Raw genomic sequence first — 19,173 nt, 5'->3', positions numbered from 1 at the left:
GCCCCGGGGGCTCCGGTGCGTCGTCGGGCGACTGTCGTCGGCCGAGCGGCATCAGGTGGACGGCACCGGTCAGAACAGGACCTTCTCGTTGTTCGGCTGCAGCGTGCCGGTGGTCACCCCGGCGGCCGAGACCAGCAGCTGGCCGGCCGGCTTGCCGTCGGTGCCGAGCACCTCGGCGGTGACCGGCGTGGTCTCGTCCGGCGCGGTGATCTGGAGGCCGGTGAGCACGTGGCAGGTCGCGTCCGACTTGTCGCAGGCGCTCCACTTGAGGCCCGCGTAGCCGGACTTGTTGGGCTTCAGGGTGACCAGCACCGCCGGCCCGGGGTGGGCCTCGCGGTTGGCCGACAGCGCGTCCGCGCTGTTGTCGGCCTTCAGGCCGCCGAAGCCCGGGTACCCGTACAGGGTGCAGTTGTGGTCGCTCTTGTTCTTGATCGTCAGCATGGCCGAGCCCGCGCCCTTGAGCTGCACGGTGGCGGTGATCTCGTCGCTCTTGCACCGCGATCCGGCCGCCTGGCCGGCCATCGGGTCGCCGGGGACGGTGGCCCCGGCGGCGCTCGCCTTCGGGTCGCCCGGCTTGTCGTCGGTGTACTTCACGTCGTCGCACGCGGTCAGCAGGACGGTCGCCGCGAGGGCGGCGACACCGGCGGCGACTAACCTGGCAGGCCTGCGAACGGTCATGGTCCCCCCAAGGGTGAGTAATGGCATGGGTCTGTCACCCTAAGTACGAAGGCCGTGGCAGAACGGTTCCATTGAGGCTGCAGTTTGTCAGAGCTGACCGTTTTCTTCCTTTTCCTGACCGGTTTCGGCCGCTACTGGCGCGAACTGGCGCCGCCCGCACGACACCGCCCCGCCCGGCGGGTGCCGGACGGGGCGGTACGGGTGGAGGAGGACCGGATCAGGCGGCCGGCTTCGCGGCCACCGGCCGGGCGGGCTTCCCGCTCTTCCCGCCGCCGAGGACGTTGAAGAACACGGCCAGGGTCGGGACCAGGTAGAGCCCCCAGATCACCAGCTGGAGCACCGTCGGGTCCGGCTGGAAGTTGAAGACGCCCTTCAGCAGGGTGCCGTACCAGCTGTCCTTGGGGATGGTGCTGGAGATGTCGAAGGCCGTGCTCTGCAGACCGGGCAGCCAGCCGGCCTCCTGGAGGTCGTGCACGCCGTAGGCGAGGACGCCGGCCGCGACCACGACCAGCATCGCGCCGGTCCAGGTGAAGAACTTGGCCAGGTTGATCTTCAGCGCGCCCCGGTAGAACAGCCAGCCGAGCAGCACCGAGGTGAGCAGGCCGAGCGCGGCGCCGATCAGCGGGTTCCAGCCGTCGCCGGTGGCCTGGACCGCGGTCCAGATGAACAGCGAGGTCTCCAGGCCCTCGCGGCCGACGGCCAGGAAGGCGGTGACCACCAGGGCCGTGGTGCCCATCGCGATCGCCGCGTCCAGCTTGCCGTGCAGCTCGGTCTTCAGGTGCCGGGCGGTGCGCCGCATCCAGAACACCATCCAGGTCACCAGGCCGACCGAGATGATCGACAGCGAGCCGCCGAGCGCCTCCTGGGCCTCGAAGGTGAGCTGCGAGGAGCCGAACTGCAGCAGCGCGCCGAAGGCCATGGAGAGCGCCACGGCCGAGCCGACGCCGATCCACACCGGCGGCAGCCGGTCCTTGCGGCCGGTCTTGACCAGGTAGGCGATCAGGATGCAGACGACCAGGCTGGCTTCGAGGCCTTCGCGCAGGCCGATCAGGTAGTTGCCGAACACGCGGGCTCCTGGGGGGTGTAGAGGTGGTACCGGGGGGCGGGTGAGGTCAGCCGAGCAGGGCCTGGCCCCACCACTCCCCCGGCTTGCGCACGCCCGCCGGGCAGGCGAAGTGGGCGGAGCCGACGTGCTGGATGTACTCGTTGAGCTTGTCGCTCGCCGCGAGGCGGGTCTGCAGCGGAACGAAGGCCTTGCGGGTGTCGCGCTGGTAGGCGAGGAAGAACAGCCCGGCGTCCAGGCGGCCGAGGCCGTCGGTGCCGTCGGTGAAGGAGAAGCCGCGGCGCAGGATCATCAGGCCGTCGTTGGCGTCCGGGTGGGCGAGCGCGACGTGCGAGGTCGCGGGCATCGCCTTGAGGTCCGGCGCGTCGTGCTCCTTGCCCTTGCCGTAGGGGGCGCCCTCGCCCTTGGTGCGGCCGAAGGTGTCCTCCTGGTCCTTGAGCGAGGCGCGGTCCCAGGTCTCGATGTGCATCCGGATCCGCCGGGCGACCAGGTAGGAGCCGCCGGTCATCCACTCCGGGCCGTCGCCGGGCGCGGCCCAGACGTGGTCGGCCAGCTTCCCGGTGTCGGTGCCCGCGATGTTGTGGGTGCCGTCCTTGAACCCCATCAGGTTGCGCGGGGTCTGCTCGTCCGGGGTGGTCGAGGAGGTCTTGCCGAAGCCCAGCTGCGACCAGCGGATGTTGACGGTGCCCATGCCGATCCGGGCCAGGTTGCGGATCGCGTGCACGGCGACCTGCGGGTCGTCGGCGCAGGCCTGGACGCAGAGGTCGCCGCCGCTGCGGGTCGGGTCGAGCTTGTCGCCCTTGAAGTTCGGCAGGTCGATCAGGGCCTCGGGGCGCTTGGCCCGGAGGCCGAAGCGGTCCACGCCGTCCTTCTCGAACAGGCTCGGGCCGAAGCCGATGGTCAGGGTGAGCCGGGAGGCGGGCAGGCCGAGGGCCTCGCCGGTGTCGTCCGGCGGCGCCTCCGGCGAGCCGGGCACCGCGCCGGTGCCGACCTCGCGGCCGCCGGTCATCGCGGCGGCCGCCTTGGTCCACTCCTTGAGCAGCTTGACCAGGGACTCCCGGGTGGCCTTCTCCGAGACGTCGAAGGCGGCGAAGTGCAGCCGGTCCTGGACCGGGGTGGAGATGCCCGCCTGGTGCTCGCCGTAGAACGGCAGCTCGGCGCCGACCGGGGCGGCGACCGGGACGGCGTCGTCCTGACGGGTGGCGGCCGCCACCGAGCCGACGGCGGCGGCGCCGAGCGCGACGCCCGCGCCGGCCCAGCCGATGACGGCGCGTCGGCTGACCGCGCTCCTGGTGCCGGCGGCGTCGGCGGTGGCCGGCGTCCCGTTCTGCTGCTCGTTCTCCGCGTCCATCGGCGGGCGGGCCCTTCTACTGTGCTGGACTGTGCGCTGACCCACGGAGGCCGTGGGACCCGGATCGCGGGCCGCCACGGCGTCGGCGGGGTACTTCGGGTGGGGTGGCCGGTTACTTGACGACCACGGCGGCGGCCAGCTTCGACAGCGGCTCGCCCAGCGAGTTGACCGCGTCGGAGAAGGCCTTGCGCTCGGTCTCGGTGACCTTGTCGTAGGAGGTGAAGGTGCCGTCGGCCTGCTTGTACTTGGCCAGCAGGGCGTTGATGGCGGCGAACTCGGAGTCCAGCGTCTTCGCGAGCTCCGCGTCCTTCTCGGAGGCGACCGGCTTCAGCAGCTCGTAGGCCTTCTGCGCGCCCTCGACGTTGGCCTGGAAGTCGGCCAGGTCGGTGTGGCTGTAGCGGTCCTCCTCGCCGGTGATCTTGTTGGTGGCGACCTCGTCCAGCAGCTCCTTGGCGCCGTTGGCCATGCTGGTCGCGGTGATCTCGGCCTCGGGGATCTTCTTCTGCCAGTCCTTGAGGTCGGCGACCAGCTGGTCGGCGAGCTTCTTCTCGTCGTCGCCGATCTTCGCGTCGGCCCAGAGCGACTTCTCCAGCTTGTGCCAGCCGGTCCACTCCTGGCCCTGCTCCAGCTTGTCCTCGCGGGTGTCGGTCTTCGGGTCGACGTCGCCGAAGCTCTCGGCGACCGGCTCGGTGCGCTCCCAGCCGGTGCGCGAGGGCGCGTACAGCGACTTGGCCTTCTCCAGGTCGCCGGACTTGATCGCGGCGGCGAAGGCCTCGACGGCCGGGATGGTGGCGTCGGCCTGCTCCTGGGCGTACGTGCGGTAGGCGGTGACGGCGGCGGCCAGGCGCGGGTCGGCCGGCGCGGCGCTGCCGCCCTCGCCGGTGACGGTGATCTTCTGGCGGATGCCGTCGCCGACCATGCCGGGCTTGCAGGCGATCTCGTACGAGCCGGCCTTGATCTCGGCGTTGATGCTGGCCTTGGTGCCGGGGCCGATGTTCTCGCGCTCGGTGACGATCTTGTCGCCGTCGCCGTAGACGTAGACCTCGGTGGTCTTGGAGCCCTTGTTGCTGATGTCCAGCACGACGTGGCCGGCCGGGAAGCTGGTCCTGGAGACCTCGCAGGCGGTGTCGGTCGCGTTCACCGTGACCGCGCCGGAGGAGGCCGCCTTGTCGTCCTTCTTGGACGCGCAGCCGGCCAGGGTTGCGGTCGCCACGGCGAGGGTGAGCAGCGCGGCTGCGGTGGAACGGCGACGGGCGGACATGCGGGCTCCAACGGAAAAGGGCATGGGTGTGCCATGGCAGTGCGGGCGGCTGGGGGCCAGCCGACCATCATTAGCTAAGGCATACCTTACGTAAAGACGATTTTTCGTCTACACCCACCCCCTGAACCGTTACCTTCCCGGTGTCCGGCGGGCGGCCGCCCGGGCCGTCCAGCGGCCCTCGTGGCGGCTGATCCTGATCGGGTGCCCGAAGGTCTCGCTGATCAGCTCCGTCGTCATCACCTCCGCCACCGGCCCGGCCGCGACGCACTCGCCGCCGCGCAGCAGCAGGGCGTGGGTGGTGCTCTCCGGCAGCTCCTCCAGGTGGTGGGTGACCAGCACGCTGGCCAGCTCCGGATGCTGGTGGCGCAGCAGGTCCAGACTGTCCAGCAGCAGTTCGCGGGCGGTCAGGTCCAGCCCGGTGGCGGGCTCGTCGAGCAGCAGCAGCCGGGGGCTGGGCATCAGCGCACGGGCGATCAGGGCCCGGCCGCGCTCGCCCTGGGACAGCGTCGTCCACGCGGCGTCGGCCATCGCGCGCATCCCGAGCGTGTCGATCAGCCGCTCGGCCCGCTCCAGCGCCTCCGGGGCCGGCTTGCGGTGGAACTCCGGCTCGATGGTGTTGGTGTGCCCGGTGAGCACCACCTCGCGCACGGTCAGCGGTGAACGCAGCGGGTGGCGCGGGTTGACGTGCCCGAGGTGCGCGCGCAGCTCGCGGACGTCCACCCGGCCGAGCCGGCGGCCGAGCACGTCCACCTCGCCGCGGGTGGGGTGGGAGACCGCGCCGAGCAGCGCGAGCAGGGTGGACTTGCCCGCGCCGTTCGGACCGAGCAGCGCCCAGTGCTCGCCCGGCCGGATCTCCAGGGTGATCCCGCGCAGCAGGTGGCGGCCATCGCGCACGACGTCCACGTCCCGGGTGCGCAGCAGCGGCCCGGCGAAGTCGGGGGCGGATGAATTCATGGGACTCCGATCGCGGCGCCGGGCAGGGTGCGGGCGGGGCGCCGCACCGGACGGGCCGGCGCCGTCCGTCCGCGTGCAGAGTACAACCGTCGGCCGTGGACGGGCCCGGACGTCCGAGGGGTGGACGCGCCAGAACCCTGTTGTCCGGAGGGAGTTGGGAGGAGGATCGTGCCTCCGAGGGGAAGCGGGGACGAGGGGGACGAGGATGACCGGGGAGCGGGTCGACACCCTGCACGCGCTGGTCGAACGGCAGGCCCGGCTGGCGCCCGAGGCGGTGGCCGTGCGCTGCGGCCGGCGGGAGCTGAGCTACGGGGAGCTGGACGCGCGGGCCGGGCGGCTGGCCGCGGTGCTGGCGGAGCGGGGCCTGGCCCCGGGCGGCCGGGCGGCGGTCGCGCTCGGCCGGGGCACCGAGGTGTACGTGGCGCTGCTGGCCGTGCTGAAGGCGGGCGCGGCGTTCGTGCCGCTGGAACCGGCCGCGCCGGACCCGCTGCTGCGGCACGTGCTCGCGGACGCCGCACCGGACCTGGTGGTCACCGAGGAGTGCCACCGGGTACGGCTGGCGGACGCCGGCGGGGCCCGGCTGGTCTGCGTCGACACGGCCGCCCCCGCGACGGCCCCGTTCGCGCCGCCCGAGACCGGCCCCGGGGACCTCGCCTGCGTCTTCTACACCTCCGGTTCCACCGGCCTGCCCGTCGGCGCGCTGGTCGAGCACCGCAACCTGCTGGCCGCGTACGAGGGCTGGCGTGAGGTGTACGAGCTGACCGCCGAGGACCGGATCCTGCAGACGGCGAGCCTGGAGTTCGACGTCTTCACCGCCGACTGGGTGCGTGCGCTCTGTACCGGCGCCACCCTGGTGGTCACCCCGTTCAACCTCACCCTGGACCGCGCCGCCGACCTCGGGGCACTGCCCGCCCTGGTGGCCGCGGAGCGGATCACCGTCCTGGAGCTGAACGTCCGCACCGCGCGCCGGCTGACCGCCCTGCTGGCCGAGGCCGGCGGCGCGGGGGCCGGCGCGGGCCTGCCCGGGGTACGGCTGCTCACCGTCGGCGCCGAGAAGTGGTACCTGGACGAGCAGTTGGGCCTGCAACGCCTGCTCGGCGCGGGCACCCGGGTGCTGAACGTCTACGGGCTGGCCGAGGCCACCGTGGACAGCACCTACTTCGACGCGCGGGGCACCGCCGCCGCCGAGGGCGCCGAACGGGTCTCGCTGGTCGGCCGGCCCTTTCCCGGCACCCGGGTGTACGTGCTCGGCCCGAACCGCACCCCCGCCAAGCAGGGCATGACGGGCGAGATCGCGATCGCCGGCGCCGGCCTGACCCGCGGCTACCTCAACCGGCCCACGGACACCGCCCGTCGCTTCATCCGGGCGGACTTCGACCCGGACGGCCGGGTGCTGCTGACCGGCGACCTCGGGGTGCTGCGCGCGGACGGCGTGCTGGAGTTCACCGCCCGGGCCGCGGCCGTGGTCGGACCGCTCGGCACGAGACGGCCGACAAGCGTGCTGGCGCGGGTCCGGGCGGCGGTCCGCGCGGAGGGCGTGCTGCGCGGGCACCTGGCGGTGCGGGAGGCGGCCGTCGTCGAGGTGGAGACGGTGCCGGGCAAACCGCAGCTGGTCGGCTACGCGGTGACCGAGCCGGGTACGGACGGCGCCGACGGCTGGTCGCTCTCCCAGTACCTGAGGACCGCGCTCAGGGGCCAGTCGGTGCCCGCCGCCGTCGTCCCGGTACCCGAACTGCCGCGCACCCGGGCCGGCAAGCTGAACCGCGCGGCCCTGCCGCTGCCGGCCCCGCCGGGACACGCCGCCCGGCGCTCCGCCAAGGCCGGTGGCGGCCGGAACGGCGGCAAGACCGGGGGCGGCGTCCGGAGCGGCGGCAAGGCGGGCGGCGGTTCCGGGAACTCGGACTTCGGGAGCGGCTGCGGCGCGGTCTTCTGCGTGCTGATCTTCGCCGCGAGCGCGTGGGCGATGACCGATGTGCTCTTCCCCGGCTCGACCGATCTCACCGGCGTCCCCTCCCCGTACAGCGGCTGGTTCCGGCTGCTCTATCTGTGCGAGAACCTGGCGTTCGGCGCCGGGCTCGTCTGGTTCGGTGCCGGCTTCGAGGCCGTCCTGCGGCAGGGCAGGCCGGTCCGGCTCTCGGCGCTGGCCCACCTGGCGATCACCTGGCTGCTGGTCAACTGGTGGCCGCAGGACAACCTGTACCGGCTCACCAAGGCCACGGACTGGCCGCGCGAGACCGTGATGGTGTTCGCGTTCAACGTCTCGCTGATGCTCGCGGCGCTGGTGCTGATCCGGTTCATGCTCTGGCGGCCTCCGGCCGGAGGGGGCGAAAGGAAGGGCCGGCATCTCTGAGCGCCTCGAACATCACCTGAGCGCCTCGAACATCCCGGTCAGCCCCCGGTTCGCGGCCTCGACCAGCGCCTCGGCCGCGTCCAGTGCCTCGGCGTCCGGCCCGGCGAGGGCGAGGCCGACGACGGGCTCCGGGTCGTGGCAGGCGGTCGGGATCAGCGGCAGCAGGGTGACGCCGAGCCGGGCGCAGCGCGGGCGCAGCCGTTCCAGGTGGTCGTGCAGCGCGGCCGGGGCGAGCCGGGCGCCGAGCGGCATCCCGTCCAGGGTGCGCACCAGGTGGCCGGGGCCGCGCACCCGGTCGAGGCGGGCGGCCAGCACGAAGGCGACGGCCGGACCGGTGAGCCGCAGGTTGATCTCGGTGGGGGCGAGCCGGCGCTCCCGGTCGGTGACGAAGTCGACGTCGTACCAGCCGCGGTAGCCCTCGGCGGCCAGCCGCTCCCCCACCGCCAGGGCGAACCGGCGGGCGGTGTCGGCGGCGGCGTGCGGCACCGTGCCGGGGCCGACGGTGACGCCCTGGTAGCGGGTGCCGGCCACGTCCATGGCACCGGCGCCGACCGGGTGGACGGTGCCGTCCGGTCCGACCAGGGCGTCGTAGGTGAGGTCGCGCAGCCGGGCCGCCGGGCCCGGGTCGACGTACTCCTCCAGCAGCAACGCGCCTTCGGGGGGCAGGACTTCGGTACGCACCAGGTGCCGCAGCAGCGCCCTGCCGCCGCCCGCCGCGAACAGTTCGGCGGGCTCCACCACCACGGTGCCGTAGCCGCCGACGCCGTACGGGCTCTTCAGTACGGTGGTCTGTCCCCGGACGGCGCGGGCGGTGAGCCGACGGGCGGCCCGGCGGCGGCCCTCCGGACGCTCCTGGCGCGGCAGCCGGATGCCGGGGTGCCCGGGGGCGAGGGCGGCGAACAGGTCGTGCGCGGCGGCCTTGGACTCGTAGCGGCGCACGGCGGCCAGCTCGGGCCCCTCGCCATGCGCGGCATTCCGCCCCCAACTCACCACCGGGCGGCCGGAGTCGGCGATCCGGGCGGCCAGGGCGGGGCGGGCGGCGAGCGCCTCGGCCACCGTCCGGTCCGGCGCCACACCGCTGTGCACCTCGACCGGGCCCCAGGCCAACTCCCGGGCCAGCCAGTCGGTCCACTCAGGGGCGACCTCGGCGGGCAGGACCAGCAGGGCCGGTTCGGGGCTGTAGCAGACGGCCAGGCAGGCGTAGTGGTGCGCCTGCCGCAGCCGACGCAGGCGCTGGGCCTCGTCCATGCCGGGTGCGAAGAACTGCGCGTTGAAGTCCGCGACGTCGCCCACGTGGACCGCCGCCCGGCCACCGGTCCAGGCCCCCACCCATCCGTCCATGGGGCGGAAGCCTAGGGCTTCAGAGCGCCAACAGCCCCGCGTCGGTGGGGCGCAGGCCGCAGGCGTCGAGGTAGAAGGGGCGCAGGTGGGGCTCGTAGTCGACGTGCAGCCAGGTACAGCCGGCCGCGCGGGCGCCGTCGGCGGCCTCGGCGACCAGCCGGGTGGCGATGCCCTGCCGCCGGGCGTCCGGGGCGACCACGGTGTCGAGCAGGAAGGCGTGGGCGCCGCCGTCCCAGGCGAGGTTGACGAAGCCGACCAGGGCGTCGGCGGCGGTGCGCCGGGCGGTGACCCAGCCGAGGCTGTGCCGCTCCAGGCGGGCGATCCGGCCGCCCGGTTCCCCGGGGTGGCCGAAGCCTTCGGCGTGCAGGGTGTCGAGTTCGGGGTCGGTGAGCGGGCCGCGCCACAGGTAGTCGATCGTCACGACGGCACTGTAGACCCCTTGTTAAGTTCTGATCATTTTTTATCGACCAAGGACACGACTTGGCAAAGTTATGACCTTTCCTCTAGCTGAATCTGACTGACCCCGGTCAATCTCTGACGCAGCTCCTTTCCCTGCACAGCTACCCCCACTGGAGTCAGAGTGACCCCCACGCCTTCCTCCCGCCGTGCCCGCGTGGCCGGAGCCGTCGCGGTCGTCGCCGCCCTCGCCGGCGCCACCGTCCCGGCCGCCACGGCCTCCGCCGCCACCGCCCCGCGCGAGGCCGCGATATCCCAGGCCCGCGCCAACGTCACCCACAACGCGGGGGTGTTCGGCTTCGGCGCCGGCCAGGACCTCGTGCTCAAGGACGTCGTGCTGGACGCCGACGGCGCCTCGCACGTCCGCTTCGACCGCACCTTCCAGGGCCTGCCGGTGGTCGGCGGCGACCTGGTCGTCCACCAGGACGCCAAGGGCAGGCTCAAGGACTCCTCCCGCGCGGCCGCCCACGACGCCGCCGTGAAGTCGACCGTCCCGAAGGTGACCGCGCAGTCCGGCGCGGCCGGCGCGCTCGCCGCCGCCCCGGGCGTCCAGGACGCCGTCAGCACCCCCGAGCTGGTCGTCTGGGCCGCCGACGGCACGCCCCGGCTGGCCTGGCGCACCACCGTCGCGGGCACCGGCGCGCACGGCGAGCCGGCCGGCAAGGTCGTCGTCACCGACGCCACCACCGGCGAGCAGATCGAGTCCTACGACGCCGAGCACCAGGCGACCGGCACCGGGAACTCCGAGTACACCGGCAGGATCAGCATCGACACCACCGCCAAGTCCGGCGGCGGCTACACCCTGACCGACCCGGTCCGCGGCCACGTCACCAAGGACGCCAACAACCTCTCCGCGAGTTCGATCAAGGCGACCTCCGGCACCGCGTTCAACAGCACCACCAACGTCTGGGGCGACGGGAAGAAGTTCTCCACCGACCGCTCCACCGCCGCCGTCGACGCCCACGCCAACACCGCCTGGACGTACGACTACTACAAGAACGTCCACGGCCGCAGCGGCATCAAGAACGACGGCAAGGGCGCCACCGTCTTCGTCCACGTCGGCACCAACTGGGACAACGCCCAGTGGTCCGACAGCTGCTTCTGCATGATGACCGGCGACGGCAACGGCAGCAGCGACCCGGAGCAGGTCGACCTCGACACCATGGGCCACGAGATGACCCACGGCGTCACCAGCGCCACCGCCAACCTGCGCTACAGCGGCGAGTCCGGCGGCCTCAACGAGTCCACCAGCGACATCTTCGGCACCATGGTCGAGTGGTACGCCAACAACAGCGTCGACACCGGCGACTACCTGTTCAGCGACCAGTCCACCCCGCCGTGGCTGCGCCGCTTCGACAAGCCCTCGCTGGACGGCTCCTCGGCCGACTGCTGGAGCAGCAGCGTCGGCAAGCTCGACGTGCACTACTCCTCGGGCGTCGGCAACCACTGGTTCTACCTGGCCAGCGAGGGCAGCGGCAGCAAGACCATCAACGGCGTCACCTACAACAGCGCGACCTGCAACGGCTCCACGGTGGCCGGCATCGGCCACGACAAGATCGCCAAGATCTGGTACCGCGCGCTGACCGTCTACATGACCTCCACCACCAACTACAAGGGCGCCCGCGCCGCCTCCCTGAACGCGGCCCGCGACCTGTACGGCGCCGCCAGCACCGAGTACAACGCGGTCGCGGCGGCCTGGAGCGGGGTCAACGTCAGCTGATTTCCTAGTAGTTGAACCCCACGTGGCAGTGGTCGTGGTGGGTGTCGTCGGTGAAGAACCGGTTGCCGGCGCCCGGGATCGCCACCGGCCCGCCCACGTTGTACGCACCGGCGGCGGCCGCGTCCCGCATGAAGGACTCGACCAGTTGCCGGGACGTACCCGGGTCGACCACGGCCAGCCCGTCGATCCGCCAGACGTCGAAGGCCCGGCCCAGTGGATGGTCGCTGGGCCGGGTCGTCCCGAAGACGTCCAGCGGGTGGCCGGTCCGCACCACGCTCACCGAGAGCGTGTACGGGCCGGCCAGCCGCAGCATCGCCTCCAGCACGCTGTCGTGCACGGTGCCGCTGCGCAGGTCTGCGGCGGCCTCGGGCGGCAGCTCGACCCGGGGCTCGGCCAGCACCCGGGCCACCGCGGGCGGCGGTGCGGCGGCCGCCGGGCCCGCCACTCCCGGGTACAGCTCGGTGACCGTCCAGCGCGGCTCGGCCCGGCTCAGCCGGACGTCCACCGTGGTGCCGCCCTCGGCCACCGAACCGTCCGGACCGCGCGTCCACTGACGGCAGACCACGAGCACGCTCGCCGAGTCGTCGAGGATGCCTCCGTACTGGGCGACGATCACCTCCAGGCTCGCCTCGGCCGCCGCCGGGGCGAGCGGACCCGCGGCGTCGGCCAGCGCGGGCGGCAGGCCGAGCGCCGCCACCCGGGCACGGGCCGCCTCCGTGCCCTGCCCGCCGGGCGGCCAGGCGCCGAGCGCGGCGACCAGCTCGACGGCGCGGCGCTTGACGTCGGGCTGGATCTCGCCGGGGCCGGGCTGCCAGAGGGGCGGCCGGGGCAGCGGGGTCGGTGTCCGCGCGGGCGTTCCGGCACTACTCGTGGCGGCGGGCGTCGTGGCTACGGGCGTCGTGGCGGCGGGCGTCGTGGCGGCCGGGCCGGTGGTCGCGGCCCGCGGCCTGCTCCCGCTCGTGCACCCCGCCGCACCCAGCACCAGCGCCGCCGCGCCCGCCCGCAGCACCCCGCGCCGGCCCGCGGCCCGGCCGCCGTCTCCACCCGTCATGCCGTCAGTATGCGGCGGAGGACCCCCTGGCGCAGGAGGCGTCAGCCCAGCCGACGGATCGGTTCGCCCGCCAGGAACGCCGCGATGTCCTCCACCGCCTCCTCGTAGTAGCGCCGGTAGTTGTCCTGCGACACGTACCCCAGGTGCGGGGTGGCCAGCAGCCGGGGAGCGGTGCGCATCGGGTGGTCGGCGGGCAGCGGTTCGATGTCGAAGACGTCGACGCCCGCACCCGCGATCCGGCCGCCGATGAGCGCGGTGAGCAGCGCGTCCTGGTCGACGATCGCCGCCCGGGAGGTGTTGACCAGGTACGCCCCGGGCTTCATCAGGTCCAGCTCGGCCGCGCCGATCAGCCCCCGGGTGCCCGGGTCAAGGGCGAGGTGGATCGAGACGAAGTCGCTCTCGCGGAGCAGCTCCTCCTTGTCGGCGGCGCGCCGCACGCCCGCCCCGGCGGCCCGCTCGTCGGTCAGGCTCCGGCTCCAGGCCACCACGTCCATGCCGAAGGCCAGGCCGACCCGGGCCACCCGGCCGCCGATCCGGCCGAGGCCGAGCAGCCCGAGCGTCCGGCCGTGCAGGTCGGCGCCGACGGTGCTCTGCCAGGGGCCGCCCTCGCGCAGCGCGGTGTTCTCCTGGACGATGCCGCGGGCCAGTCCGAGCAGCAGCGCCCACGTCAGCTCGACCGGCGGGGTGCCCGAGCTGGCGGTGCCGCAGACCGTCACCCCGTGCGCCTGCGCGGCCGCGAGGTCGATCGCCGCGTTGCGCATCCCGGAGGCGACCAGCAGCCGGAGCCTCGGCAGCCGGGCGAACAGCGAGGCCGGGAAGGGCACCCGCTCGCGCAGGGTGACCACGATGTCGAACCCGGCGAGCGCGGCGGCCAGCTCCTCCTCCGAGCCGAAGTGCTCGCGGAAGGCCGTCACCGAGACCCGGCCCGCCACCGGGGACCAGTCGGCGCTGCTGGTGGCGACGCCCTGGTAGTCGTCCAGGACGGCGCAGCTGAGGATCGGAGGCGTCATGCCCGCACTCTCGCAGAAGCCTCCGCCACCCGGCGCCCCGGGTCGGGTCCGGGGCGGTGGCGGTGCCGGACCGACCTGCGGAGGGAGATACGTCGGCACCACCTGAGGAAACCAGCGGCGCCGGACAGCAGACCCTGTTCCGGGGTCTGCTGTCCGGCCGAAGGAATTGCAGTCGCCGCTATCCGCTCAGCACTTCCCATTCCTGGCGGTCGATGGTGTGACACCTCCAGGACAGGACCTCGGTGTTGTAATCCAGGCAGTACTTGGTCCCGTCGTACAGAATGTAGAGCTTGACGATGTTCCCTGGATTGAGCGACCCCTCGACGTGGAGGTCGGCATTGAGATTCCCACAGTACCCCCCTTCGACCTCCGAGCCCTCCAGCGTATAGATGTTCAGACAGGACTTGTAGTCCATGTTGTACAGGTCGACAGGATTGTTCCCCGGCCAGCGGAGTTCGAAGCGTTGATCCGAATATCCCACACAGGGGTAAGCACCGACGTGCTTCCCGAAAGCCGCATGGAAGGACAGGCACTTATGGGCCGTTCGGGTGACATGCATTTCAGAGCCACCTGAAGCGGTGAAGTCATCGTCATGGGCACTGGTTATTTCTGGCCCCCGTCGGCGCACCCCTACAACCGCACGGCTGATCAGAACCATTTATCCAGGGGAATCACCATAAAGTTCGTCACCGAACACCGGACCACCGTCCGGTTACCGCAGTTCCGGGGGCCGCAGGCCGTAGCCCTCCTCGGTCCGCACGATCCGGGGCGGCCCAACCGGCCAGCTCCGCCGGGCGGTTGGTGATGATCCCGTCCACGCCCGCCGCCGTGAGGGCCTTCCAGCGGGCGGGCAGGTCGACCGTCCAGACGTTGACCGCCACCCCGGCGGCGTGCAGTTCCCCGACCGCGCCGGGGCGGGCGGAGAGCGCGTCGTCCGAGGGGTGGTAGGCGGCCAGGCCGAGGCCCCGGGCGGTGGCGACCGGGTCGGCGTCCAGGGTGGAGCGGAGCAGCGCGAGGGGCAGTTCGGGGGCCAGTTCGCGGGTGTGGCGCAGGGCGTCGACCTCGAAGCTCTGGACCATGACCCGGTCGGCCATGCCGTGGTCGCGCACCTCCCGGACGATCCGGGCGACCTCGTCACGGCTGTGCGGCCCCTTGATCTCCAGCAGCAGCCGGCCACCGCGGGTGCGCAGGTCCTCCAGCTGGGCGGCCAGGGTCGGCAGCCGGGTGCCCGCGTAGGCCGGGGCGAACCAGGAGCCGGCGTCCAGCGCGTCCAGTTGGGCGGCGGTCAGCTCGCGGATCCGGCCGGTGCCGTCGGTGGTGCGGTCCACGGTGTCGTCGTGCAGCACGTACGGGACGCCGTCACTGCTGGGCTGGACGTCGTTCTCGACCCACTCGGCGCCGGCCCGGCGGGCCACCTCGTCCGACACCAGGGTGTTCTCCGGCGCGGCGGAGGAGGCGCCGCGGTGCGCGTACACGGTCGGCGGTGCACCGGCCGGGCGGAGCCGGGTGTCGGCGGCGGGTGCGGCGGCGGGTGCGGCGGCCGACCGCACCGGTGCCCCGGCGAGCGCGACGGCGCCGACGGCGGCCCCGAGCAGCGCGGCGACGAGAACGGTCCGACGGCGCCGCTGCCGGAGGTGCCGGGGGTGCCGGGGGCCTTGCCGGGGACCTCGATTGGGTGTCATGTCCCGCACATTACGGCCGTCCGGCACCTGCGGCCCGACGACACCGGCATCCGGGGCGACACGCCGGCGCGCGGAGCAACACCCGCTCACCCTCCGCCGGCGGCGCCGCGCGCACAGCACCGACCGCCCGGCCCGGTGGGCGCCGACCAGGCGGGCGTCCCGCACAGCCGTCAGGTACTGGGACACCGCGGACGCCGACAACCCGGTGCGCCGGGCGAGCTCGGTCGTGGAGACCGGGCCGCCAGCTCCGTCAGAAGCCGGGTGCGGGAGCGACCGAGGACGGCCGCCACAGCCTCGGCGCCGGCCGCCGGGGCGGTGGCCCACAGGGTGCCGGTGCCGCGCGCCGGACAGGCGAGCTGCAGCGGGTCCGGCGGGGCCGGACGGGTGCGGAGCGCCGGGCCGGTGAAGACGGACGGCACCAGCGGGAGGCCCGCCCCGGCCGTGGGTCCCGGCAGCGGGCGGGTGCGGTGGCGCAGCCGCAGAGCGCCCTCCGTCCAGCGGAGCCCGGCGTGCAGGTCGTTCAGCACCTGCGCCGCGCCGCGCTCGGCCGCCAAGCCCCACCCCCGTGGATTCACGCATGGTCGAATCGTTGGCGCTCAGGCCGGTGCAGCAGTGATCATCATGGGCATGACTTCGAGCGCAGTTGCCAACACCCCCGTCACCCCCGTCACGGCCGCCGCCTCCGGTACGTGGAAGCTCGGCGACCGCACCGTCCACCGGATCGGCTTCGGCACCATGCGTCTGCCCCAGACCGGCCCGGCACTCGTCCCGCACGCCGTCCCCCGCGACCGCGAGCAGGCGCTGCGGGTGCTGCGCCGCGCGGTCGAGCTGGGCGTCAACCACATCGACACCGCCGCCTTCTACTTCTCGCCGCTGCGCTCCGCCAACGAGCTGATCAACCGGGCGCTCGCGCCGTACCCCGACGATCTGGTGATCGCCACCAAGGTCGGCCCCGGCCGCGGCCTCGACGGCGAGTGGGCCGAGCACGCCCGCACCCCCGAGCGGCTGCGCGCCCAGGTCGAGCAGAACCTGCGTCAGCTCGGCCGCGACCACCTCGACCTGGTGAACCTGCGCGTCCTCGGCACCGACTCGGTCGCCGAACGCTTCGGCGCGCTGGCCGAGTTGTGCCGGGCCGGGCTGATCCGCCGACTGGGGCTGTCCAACGTCCACCCGCACCAGCTCGCCGAGGCGCAGACCATCGCGCCGGTGGTCTGCGTGCAGAACCCGTACGGCATCGGAGCCACCCCGGCGCAGGACGAGGTGCTGCGGATCTGCGGGGAGCAGGGCATCGCCTTCGTCCCCTTCTACGCGATCGCCGGGGCCGGGCGGGAGGGCGGCGCCGGCGAGGCCGAGCCCGCCCAGGTCCGGGCGGTGGCCGAGGCGCGCGGGGTGAGCACCGCGCAGGTGCGGCTGGCCTGGACCCTGCACCGCGGCCCGCACGTGCTGGCCATCCCGGGCACCGGCGACGTGGCGCACCTGGAGGACAACATCGCCGCCGGGGCACTGCGACTGTCGGCCGAGGAGCTGGCGCTGCTGGACGAGGCCCACGCGGGCTGAGGCAGAACCGGGCACGGCCCGAGCCGGAACGGGGCACCGCCCGAGCCGGAACCGGGCACGGCCCACGGCGCGTCACTCCGGGGCGAATCGATCTTCGTCCACCGTGAGGGGCCCCGAACATGACCGACCGCGCCACCCGCTATCTCTACCTGGCCCGCCACGGCGAGGCCGCGTCCGAAGGCGACGGCAGCGGGCTCACAGCCGCCGGACGCCGACAGGCCGCCCTGCTGGGCCGGCGGCTGGCCGGCCGTCCGGTCTCGGTGCTGCACCACGGCCCGCTGCCCCGGGCCGCCGAGACCGCGCGGCTGGTCGCGGAACAACTGACCGGCGTGCGGCCGCAGCAGTGCGAGGAGGCCGGGGACTTCGTGCCGCACGTGCCCGAGCGGGACGAACTCCCCGATGACAGCGCCGAGTTCCTGCTGAACTTCCTCTCGTCCACCACGGCGCAGGAGCGGGAGCAGGGCGCCGCGCTGGCGCGGCGGGCCGTCGAGCGGTTCACCGGGCCGGTGCCGGGCCGCGAGGAGCGGCACGAGCTGGTCGTCACCCACGCCTTCCTGGTCGGCTGGCTGGTCCGGCACGCCCTGGACGCCCCGGCCTGGCGCTGGCTCGGCGTCAACGCCGCCAACGCGGCGCTGACCGTCCTGCGCTACGCGCCCGGCCGGCCGCCCGCCGTGCTGCTGCTGAACGACCAGGGCCACCTGCCTCAGGAGCTGCACTGGACCGGCTACCCTCCCCAACTCCGCTTCTGACAAGGGCCCGAGCGCCTCTCCGAGGGACCCCCGAAGGATCACCGGACGACCCTCGGAGGACCGCCGGAGCAGCCCCGACGGCCCGTCGACAAAAATATGCAGACCGGTCTACTATCGCCGCATGGGAGTCAAGGGCGAGGAGACCCGGGCCCGGCTGATCGCCGGCACCAGGGAACTGATCGAGGCGCAGGGCTACTTCGGGACCGGACTCAACCGGATCGTGGCCGCCACCGGCGCCCCGCGCGGCTCGCTCTACTTCCACTTCCCCGGCGGCAAGGACCAGTTGGTGGCCGCCGCACTCACCCAGGCCGGCCAGGAGGTCGAGGCGCTGCTCACGACGCTGGCCGGCGAGGGCGCCGACACCGCCACCCTCGCCGAGCAGCTGATCGAGGCCTTCGCCGAGCGCCTGGAGCGCTCGGACTACACCAGCGGCTGCCCGATCGCCACCGTCGCCCTGGAGGTGGCCGGCACCAACGAGACCCTGCGGACGGTCTGCGCCGGGCTGTACGCGGGCTGGCAGCAGGTCCTGGCCGACCGCCTGGAGCGCGAAGGCTTCGGCCCGGCGCAGGCCGGGGCCGCCGCCGGGCAGGCGCTCGCCCTGCTGGAGGGGGCCGTCCTGCTCGCCTCCGTCCGGCGCAGCCGCGAGCCACTGGACCACGCCCGGCACGCCGTCCGGCACTTGCTCGGCAGCCGGTAGACGGAGCGCGGGCGGCGGGCCGTTCCGCGCCGCCGCCCGCCCGCGCCCGAAAAATATGCAGACCGGTCTACTGATTCTGGATCCCTGGAGTTCACCGTGACGCCCGCCCCACCGCCCCGCACCCTCGTCCTCGGCGCCACCGGCTTCCTCGGCCGCTGGCTCGTCCTCGAACTCCTCGGCCGCGGCGAGCCGGTGGCCGCCGCCGTCCGCGACACCGCCGGCGCGGACACCCTGCGCCGGTGGCTGCACGACCACGGCGCGGACGGCACCGCGCCGACCACCGTCACCGCCGACCTCACCCGCCCCGGCCTCGGGCTCTCCCCCGAGGACGACGCCCGGCTCGGCGAGGTCCGCGACGTCCACAACCTCGCCGCCCGCTACGCCTTCGGCCTCACCCGCGCCCAGGCCGAACCCGCCAACGTCCACGGCGCGCTGCACGCCCTGCACTGGTCCGCCACCCGGCCCGGGCTGCGCCGCCTGGTCCACCTCTCCGGCTACCGCGTCGGCCGCGACCCGCGGCCGCGGTACCCCCTCGACCCCTCCGCCACCGCCACCCTCTACACCCGCCTCGGCGCGTACGAGGCCTCCAAGCACCTCGGCGACGCCGCCGTCCGGGTCACCGCACCCCGCCTCGGCGTCCCGCTCACCACCGTCAACCCCAGCAGCGTCATCGGCCACTCCCGGACCGGCGAGGCCGGCCAGTACCTGGGCCCGGCCCAGCTCGTCCGCCAACTCCACCGCGGGCGCCTCCCCCTGCTGCCCGGCACCCGGCGCACCTTCCTCCCCGTCGTCGCCGTCGACCACCTGGCCCGCTTCCTCGCCGCCGTGCCCGAGCACGACCGCGACCCGCTCGCGGCCCACACCGTCCTCGACCCCACCACCCCCTGCCTCCCCGAGCTGATCACCCTCCTCGCCCGCCACCTCGGCGTCCGCCCGCCCCGCGCCCTGATCCCCGTCCCCCTGGTCCGCCGCCTCCCCCGCGTCCTCACCGGCGCCGACCCGGAGACCCTCACCTTCCTCTCCGAGGACCGCTACGACACCGGCTCCGCCGATCGCCTCGCCGCCGACGCCGGCCTCACCCACCCGCCCCTCGCCCCGGCCCTGACCCGCTGGGCCACCCGCCTGGTCGAGGAGGGATTCGGCGCACCGTGACGCCGGCGTGGGGGGGGGGGGCGGGGGCGCGCGCCCGCGCGGCCGAGGAGAAAAAAAAAGCGCCAACCCAAACCACACCAAAACCGAAAAAGAGAGGTGGT

Annotated in this window: 18 protein-coding genes; 6 read left to right on the top strand and 12 right to left on the bottom strand. The window is 73.7% G+C overall.

Annotated features, from left to right (window positions below):
- Positions 1 to 69: 69 nt before the first annotated feature.
- From ACWGKU_RS27660 to ACWGKU_RS27640, 5 genes are all read right to left on the bottom strand, one after another.
- A complete protein-coding gene (locus tag ACWGKU_RS27660) occupies positions 70 to 678 on the bottom strand; it encodes a DUF4232 domain-containing protein (protein ID WP_359911001.1) in 609 nt (202 codons plus the stop codon).
- 217 nt (positions 679 to 895) lie between these two features.
- Positions 896 to 1,744 (bottom strand): iron uptake transporter permease EfeU, encoded by an 849-nt coding sequence (gene efeU, locus ACWGKU_RS27655; protein WP_401053576.1) that lies wholly within the window; start codon positions 1,742 to 1,744, stop codon positions 896 to 898.
- A 46-nt stretch (positions 1,745 to 1,790) separates the two neighbouring features.
- Positions 1,791 to 3,092, bottom strand: coding sequence for an iron uptake transporter deferrochelatase/peroxidase subunit (efeB, locus tag ACWGKU_RS27650; RefSeq protein WP_380549256.1), 1,302 nt, complete (start codon positions 3,090 to 3,092; stop codon positions 1,791 to 1,793).
- Positions 3,093 to 3,204: 112 nt separating this feature from the next.
- On the bottom strand, positions 3,205 to 4,353 hold the full coding sequence (gene efeO / locus ACWGKU_RS27645; RefSeq protein ID WP_380549259.1) for an iron uptake system protein EfeO: 1,149 nt from the start codon (positions 4,351 to 4,353) through the stop codon (positions 3,205 to 3,207).
- A gap of 129 nt (positions 4,354 to 4,482) precedes the next feature.
- On the bottom strand, positions 4,483 to 5,307 hold the full coding sequence (locus ACWGKU_RS27640) for an ABC transporter ATP-binding protein (protein ID WP_380549262.1): 825 nt from the start codon (positions 5,305 to 5,307) through the stop codon (positions 4,483 to 4,485).
- 205 nt (positions 5,308 to 5,512) lie between these two features.
- Between ACWGKU_RS27640 and ACWGKU_RS27635 the strand changes: the two genes are divergently transcribed.
- Positions 5,513 to 7,657 carry an amino acid adenylation domain-containing protein gene (locus tag ACWGKU_RS27635; protein ID WP_452178639.1) on the top strand — a complete coding sequence of 715 codons (2,145 nt, stop codon included), beginning with the start codon at positions 5,513 to 5,515 and terminating at the stop codon, positions 7,655 to 7,657.
- A 12-nt stretch (positions 7,658 to 7,669) separates the two neighbouring features.
- Here the strand turns inward: ACWGKU_RS27635 and ACWGKU_RS27630 are convergent, their stop codons facing one another.
- Positions 7,670 to 8,998 carry a hypothetical protein gene (locus ACWGKU_RS27630; RefSeq protein WP_452178640.1) on the bottom strand — a complete coding sequence of 443 codons (1,329 nt, stop codon included), beginning with the start codon at positions 8,996 to 8,998 and terminating at the stop codon, positions 7,670 to 7,672.
- A 19-nt stretch (positions 8,999 to 9,017) separates the two neighbouring features.
- A complete protein-coding gene (locus tag ACWGKU_RS27625) occupies positions 9,018 to 9,419 on the bottom strand; it encodes a GNAT family N-acetyltransferase (RefSeq protein ID WP_452178641.1) in 402 nt (133 codons plus the stop codon).
- A gap of 159 nt (positions 9,420 to 9,578) precedes the next feature.
- On the opposite strand from ACWGKU_RS27625, the gene ACWGKU_RS27620 reads away from it, so the two are divergent.
- Positions 9,579 to 11,174: a M4 family metallopeptidase gene (locus ACWGKU_RS27620; RefSeq protein ID WP_401049140.1), complete on the top strand. Its 1,596-nt coding sequence runs from the start codon at positions 9,579 to 9,581 to the stop codon at positions 11,172 to 11,174.
- Positions 11,175 to 11,178: 4 nt separating this feature from the next.
- Here the strand turns inward: ACWGKU_RS27620 and ACWGKU_RS27615 are convergent, their stop codons facing one another.
- The 5 genes from ACWGKU_RS27615 to ACWGKU_RS27595 form a co-directional block, all read right to left on the bottom strand.
- A complete protein-coding gene (locus tag ACWGKU_RS27615) occupies positions 11,179 to 12,225 on the bottom strand; it encodes a hypothetical protein (RefSeq protein ID WP_452178642.1) in 1,047 nt (348 codons plus the stop codon).
- A 41-nt stretch (positions 12,226 to 12,266) separates the two neighbouring features.
- Positions 12,267 to 13,235, bottom strand: a complete 969-nt coding sequence (locus ACWGKU_RS27610; RefSeq protein WP_452178643.1) for a D-2-hydroxyacid dehydrogenase family protein — start codon at positions 13,233 to 13,235, stop codon at positions 12,267 to 12,269.
- Between the two features lie 178 nt (positions 13,236 to 13,413).
- Positions 13,414 to 13,893, bottom strand: coding sequence for a hypothetical protein (locus tag ACWGKU_RS27605; protein ID WP_452178644.1), 480 nt, complete (start codon positions 13,891 to 13,893; stop codon positions 13,414 to 13,416).
- A 28-nt stretch (positions 13,894 to 13,921) separates the two neighbouring features.
- Positions 13,922 to 14,917, bottom strand: coding sequence for a glycerophosphodiester phosphodiesterase (locus tag ACWGKU_RS27600; RefSeq protein WP_452178645.1), 996 nt, complete (start codon positions 14,915 to 14,917; stop codon positions 13,922 to 13,924).
- Between the two features lie 170 nt (positions 14,918 to 15,087).
- Positions 15,088 to 15,471, bottom strand: coding sequence for a hypothetical protein (locus tag ACWGKU_RS27595; RefSeq protein WP_401049131.1), 384 nt, complete (start codon positions 15,469 to 15,471; stop codon positions 15,088 to 15,090).
- Positions 15,472 to 15,544: 73 nt separating this feature from the next.
- On the opposite strand from ACWGKU_RS27595, the gene ACWGKU_RS27590 reads away from it, so the two are divergent.
- From ACWGKU_RS27590 to ACWGKU_RS27575, 4 genes are all read left to right on the top strand, one after another.
- Positions 15,545 to 16,474: an aldo/keto reductase gene (locus ACWGKU_RS27590; protein WP_452178646.1), complete on the top strand. Its 930-nt coding sequence runs from the start codon at positions 15,545 to 15,547 to the stop codon at positions 16,472 to 16,474.
- A gap of 119 nt (positions 16,475 to 16,593) precedes the next feature.
- Positions 16,594 to 17,223 (top strand): histidine phosphatase family protein, encoded by a 630-nt coding sequence (locus tag ACWGKU_RS27585; RefSeq protein ID WP_452178647.1) that lies wholly within the window; start codon positions 16,594 to 16,596, stop codon positions 17,221 to 17,223.
- Between the two features lie 121 nt (positions 17,224 to 17,344).
- Entirely contained in the window at positions 17,345 to 17,920 is a 576-nt protein-coding gene (locus ACWGKU_RS27580; RefSeq protein ID WP_401056483.1) for a TetR/AcrR family transcriptional regulator, read from the top strand.
- Positions 17,921 to 18,016: 96 nt separating this feature from the next.
- The gene (locus tag ACWGKU_RS27575) at positions 18,017 to 19,072 is read left to right on the top strand and encodes an SDR family oxidoreductase (RefSeq protein WP_452178648.1); all 1,056 of its coding nucleotides are present in this window, start codon (positions 18,017 to 18,019) and stop codon (positions 19,070 to 19,072) included.
- Positions 19,073 to 19,173 lie beyond the last annotated feature (101 nt).

This window comes from Kitasatospora sp. NPDC054768, from assembly GCF_053612025.1.
This window is presented reverse-complemented; position numbering and strand designations above follow the sequence as displayed.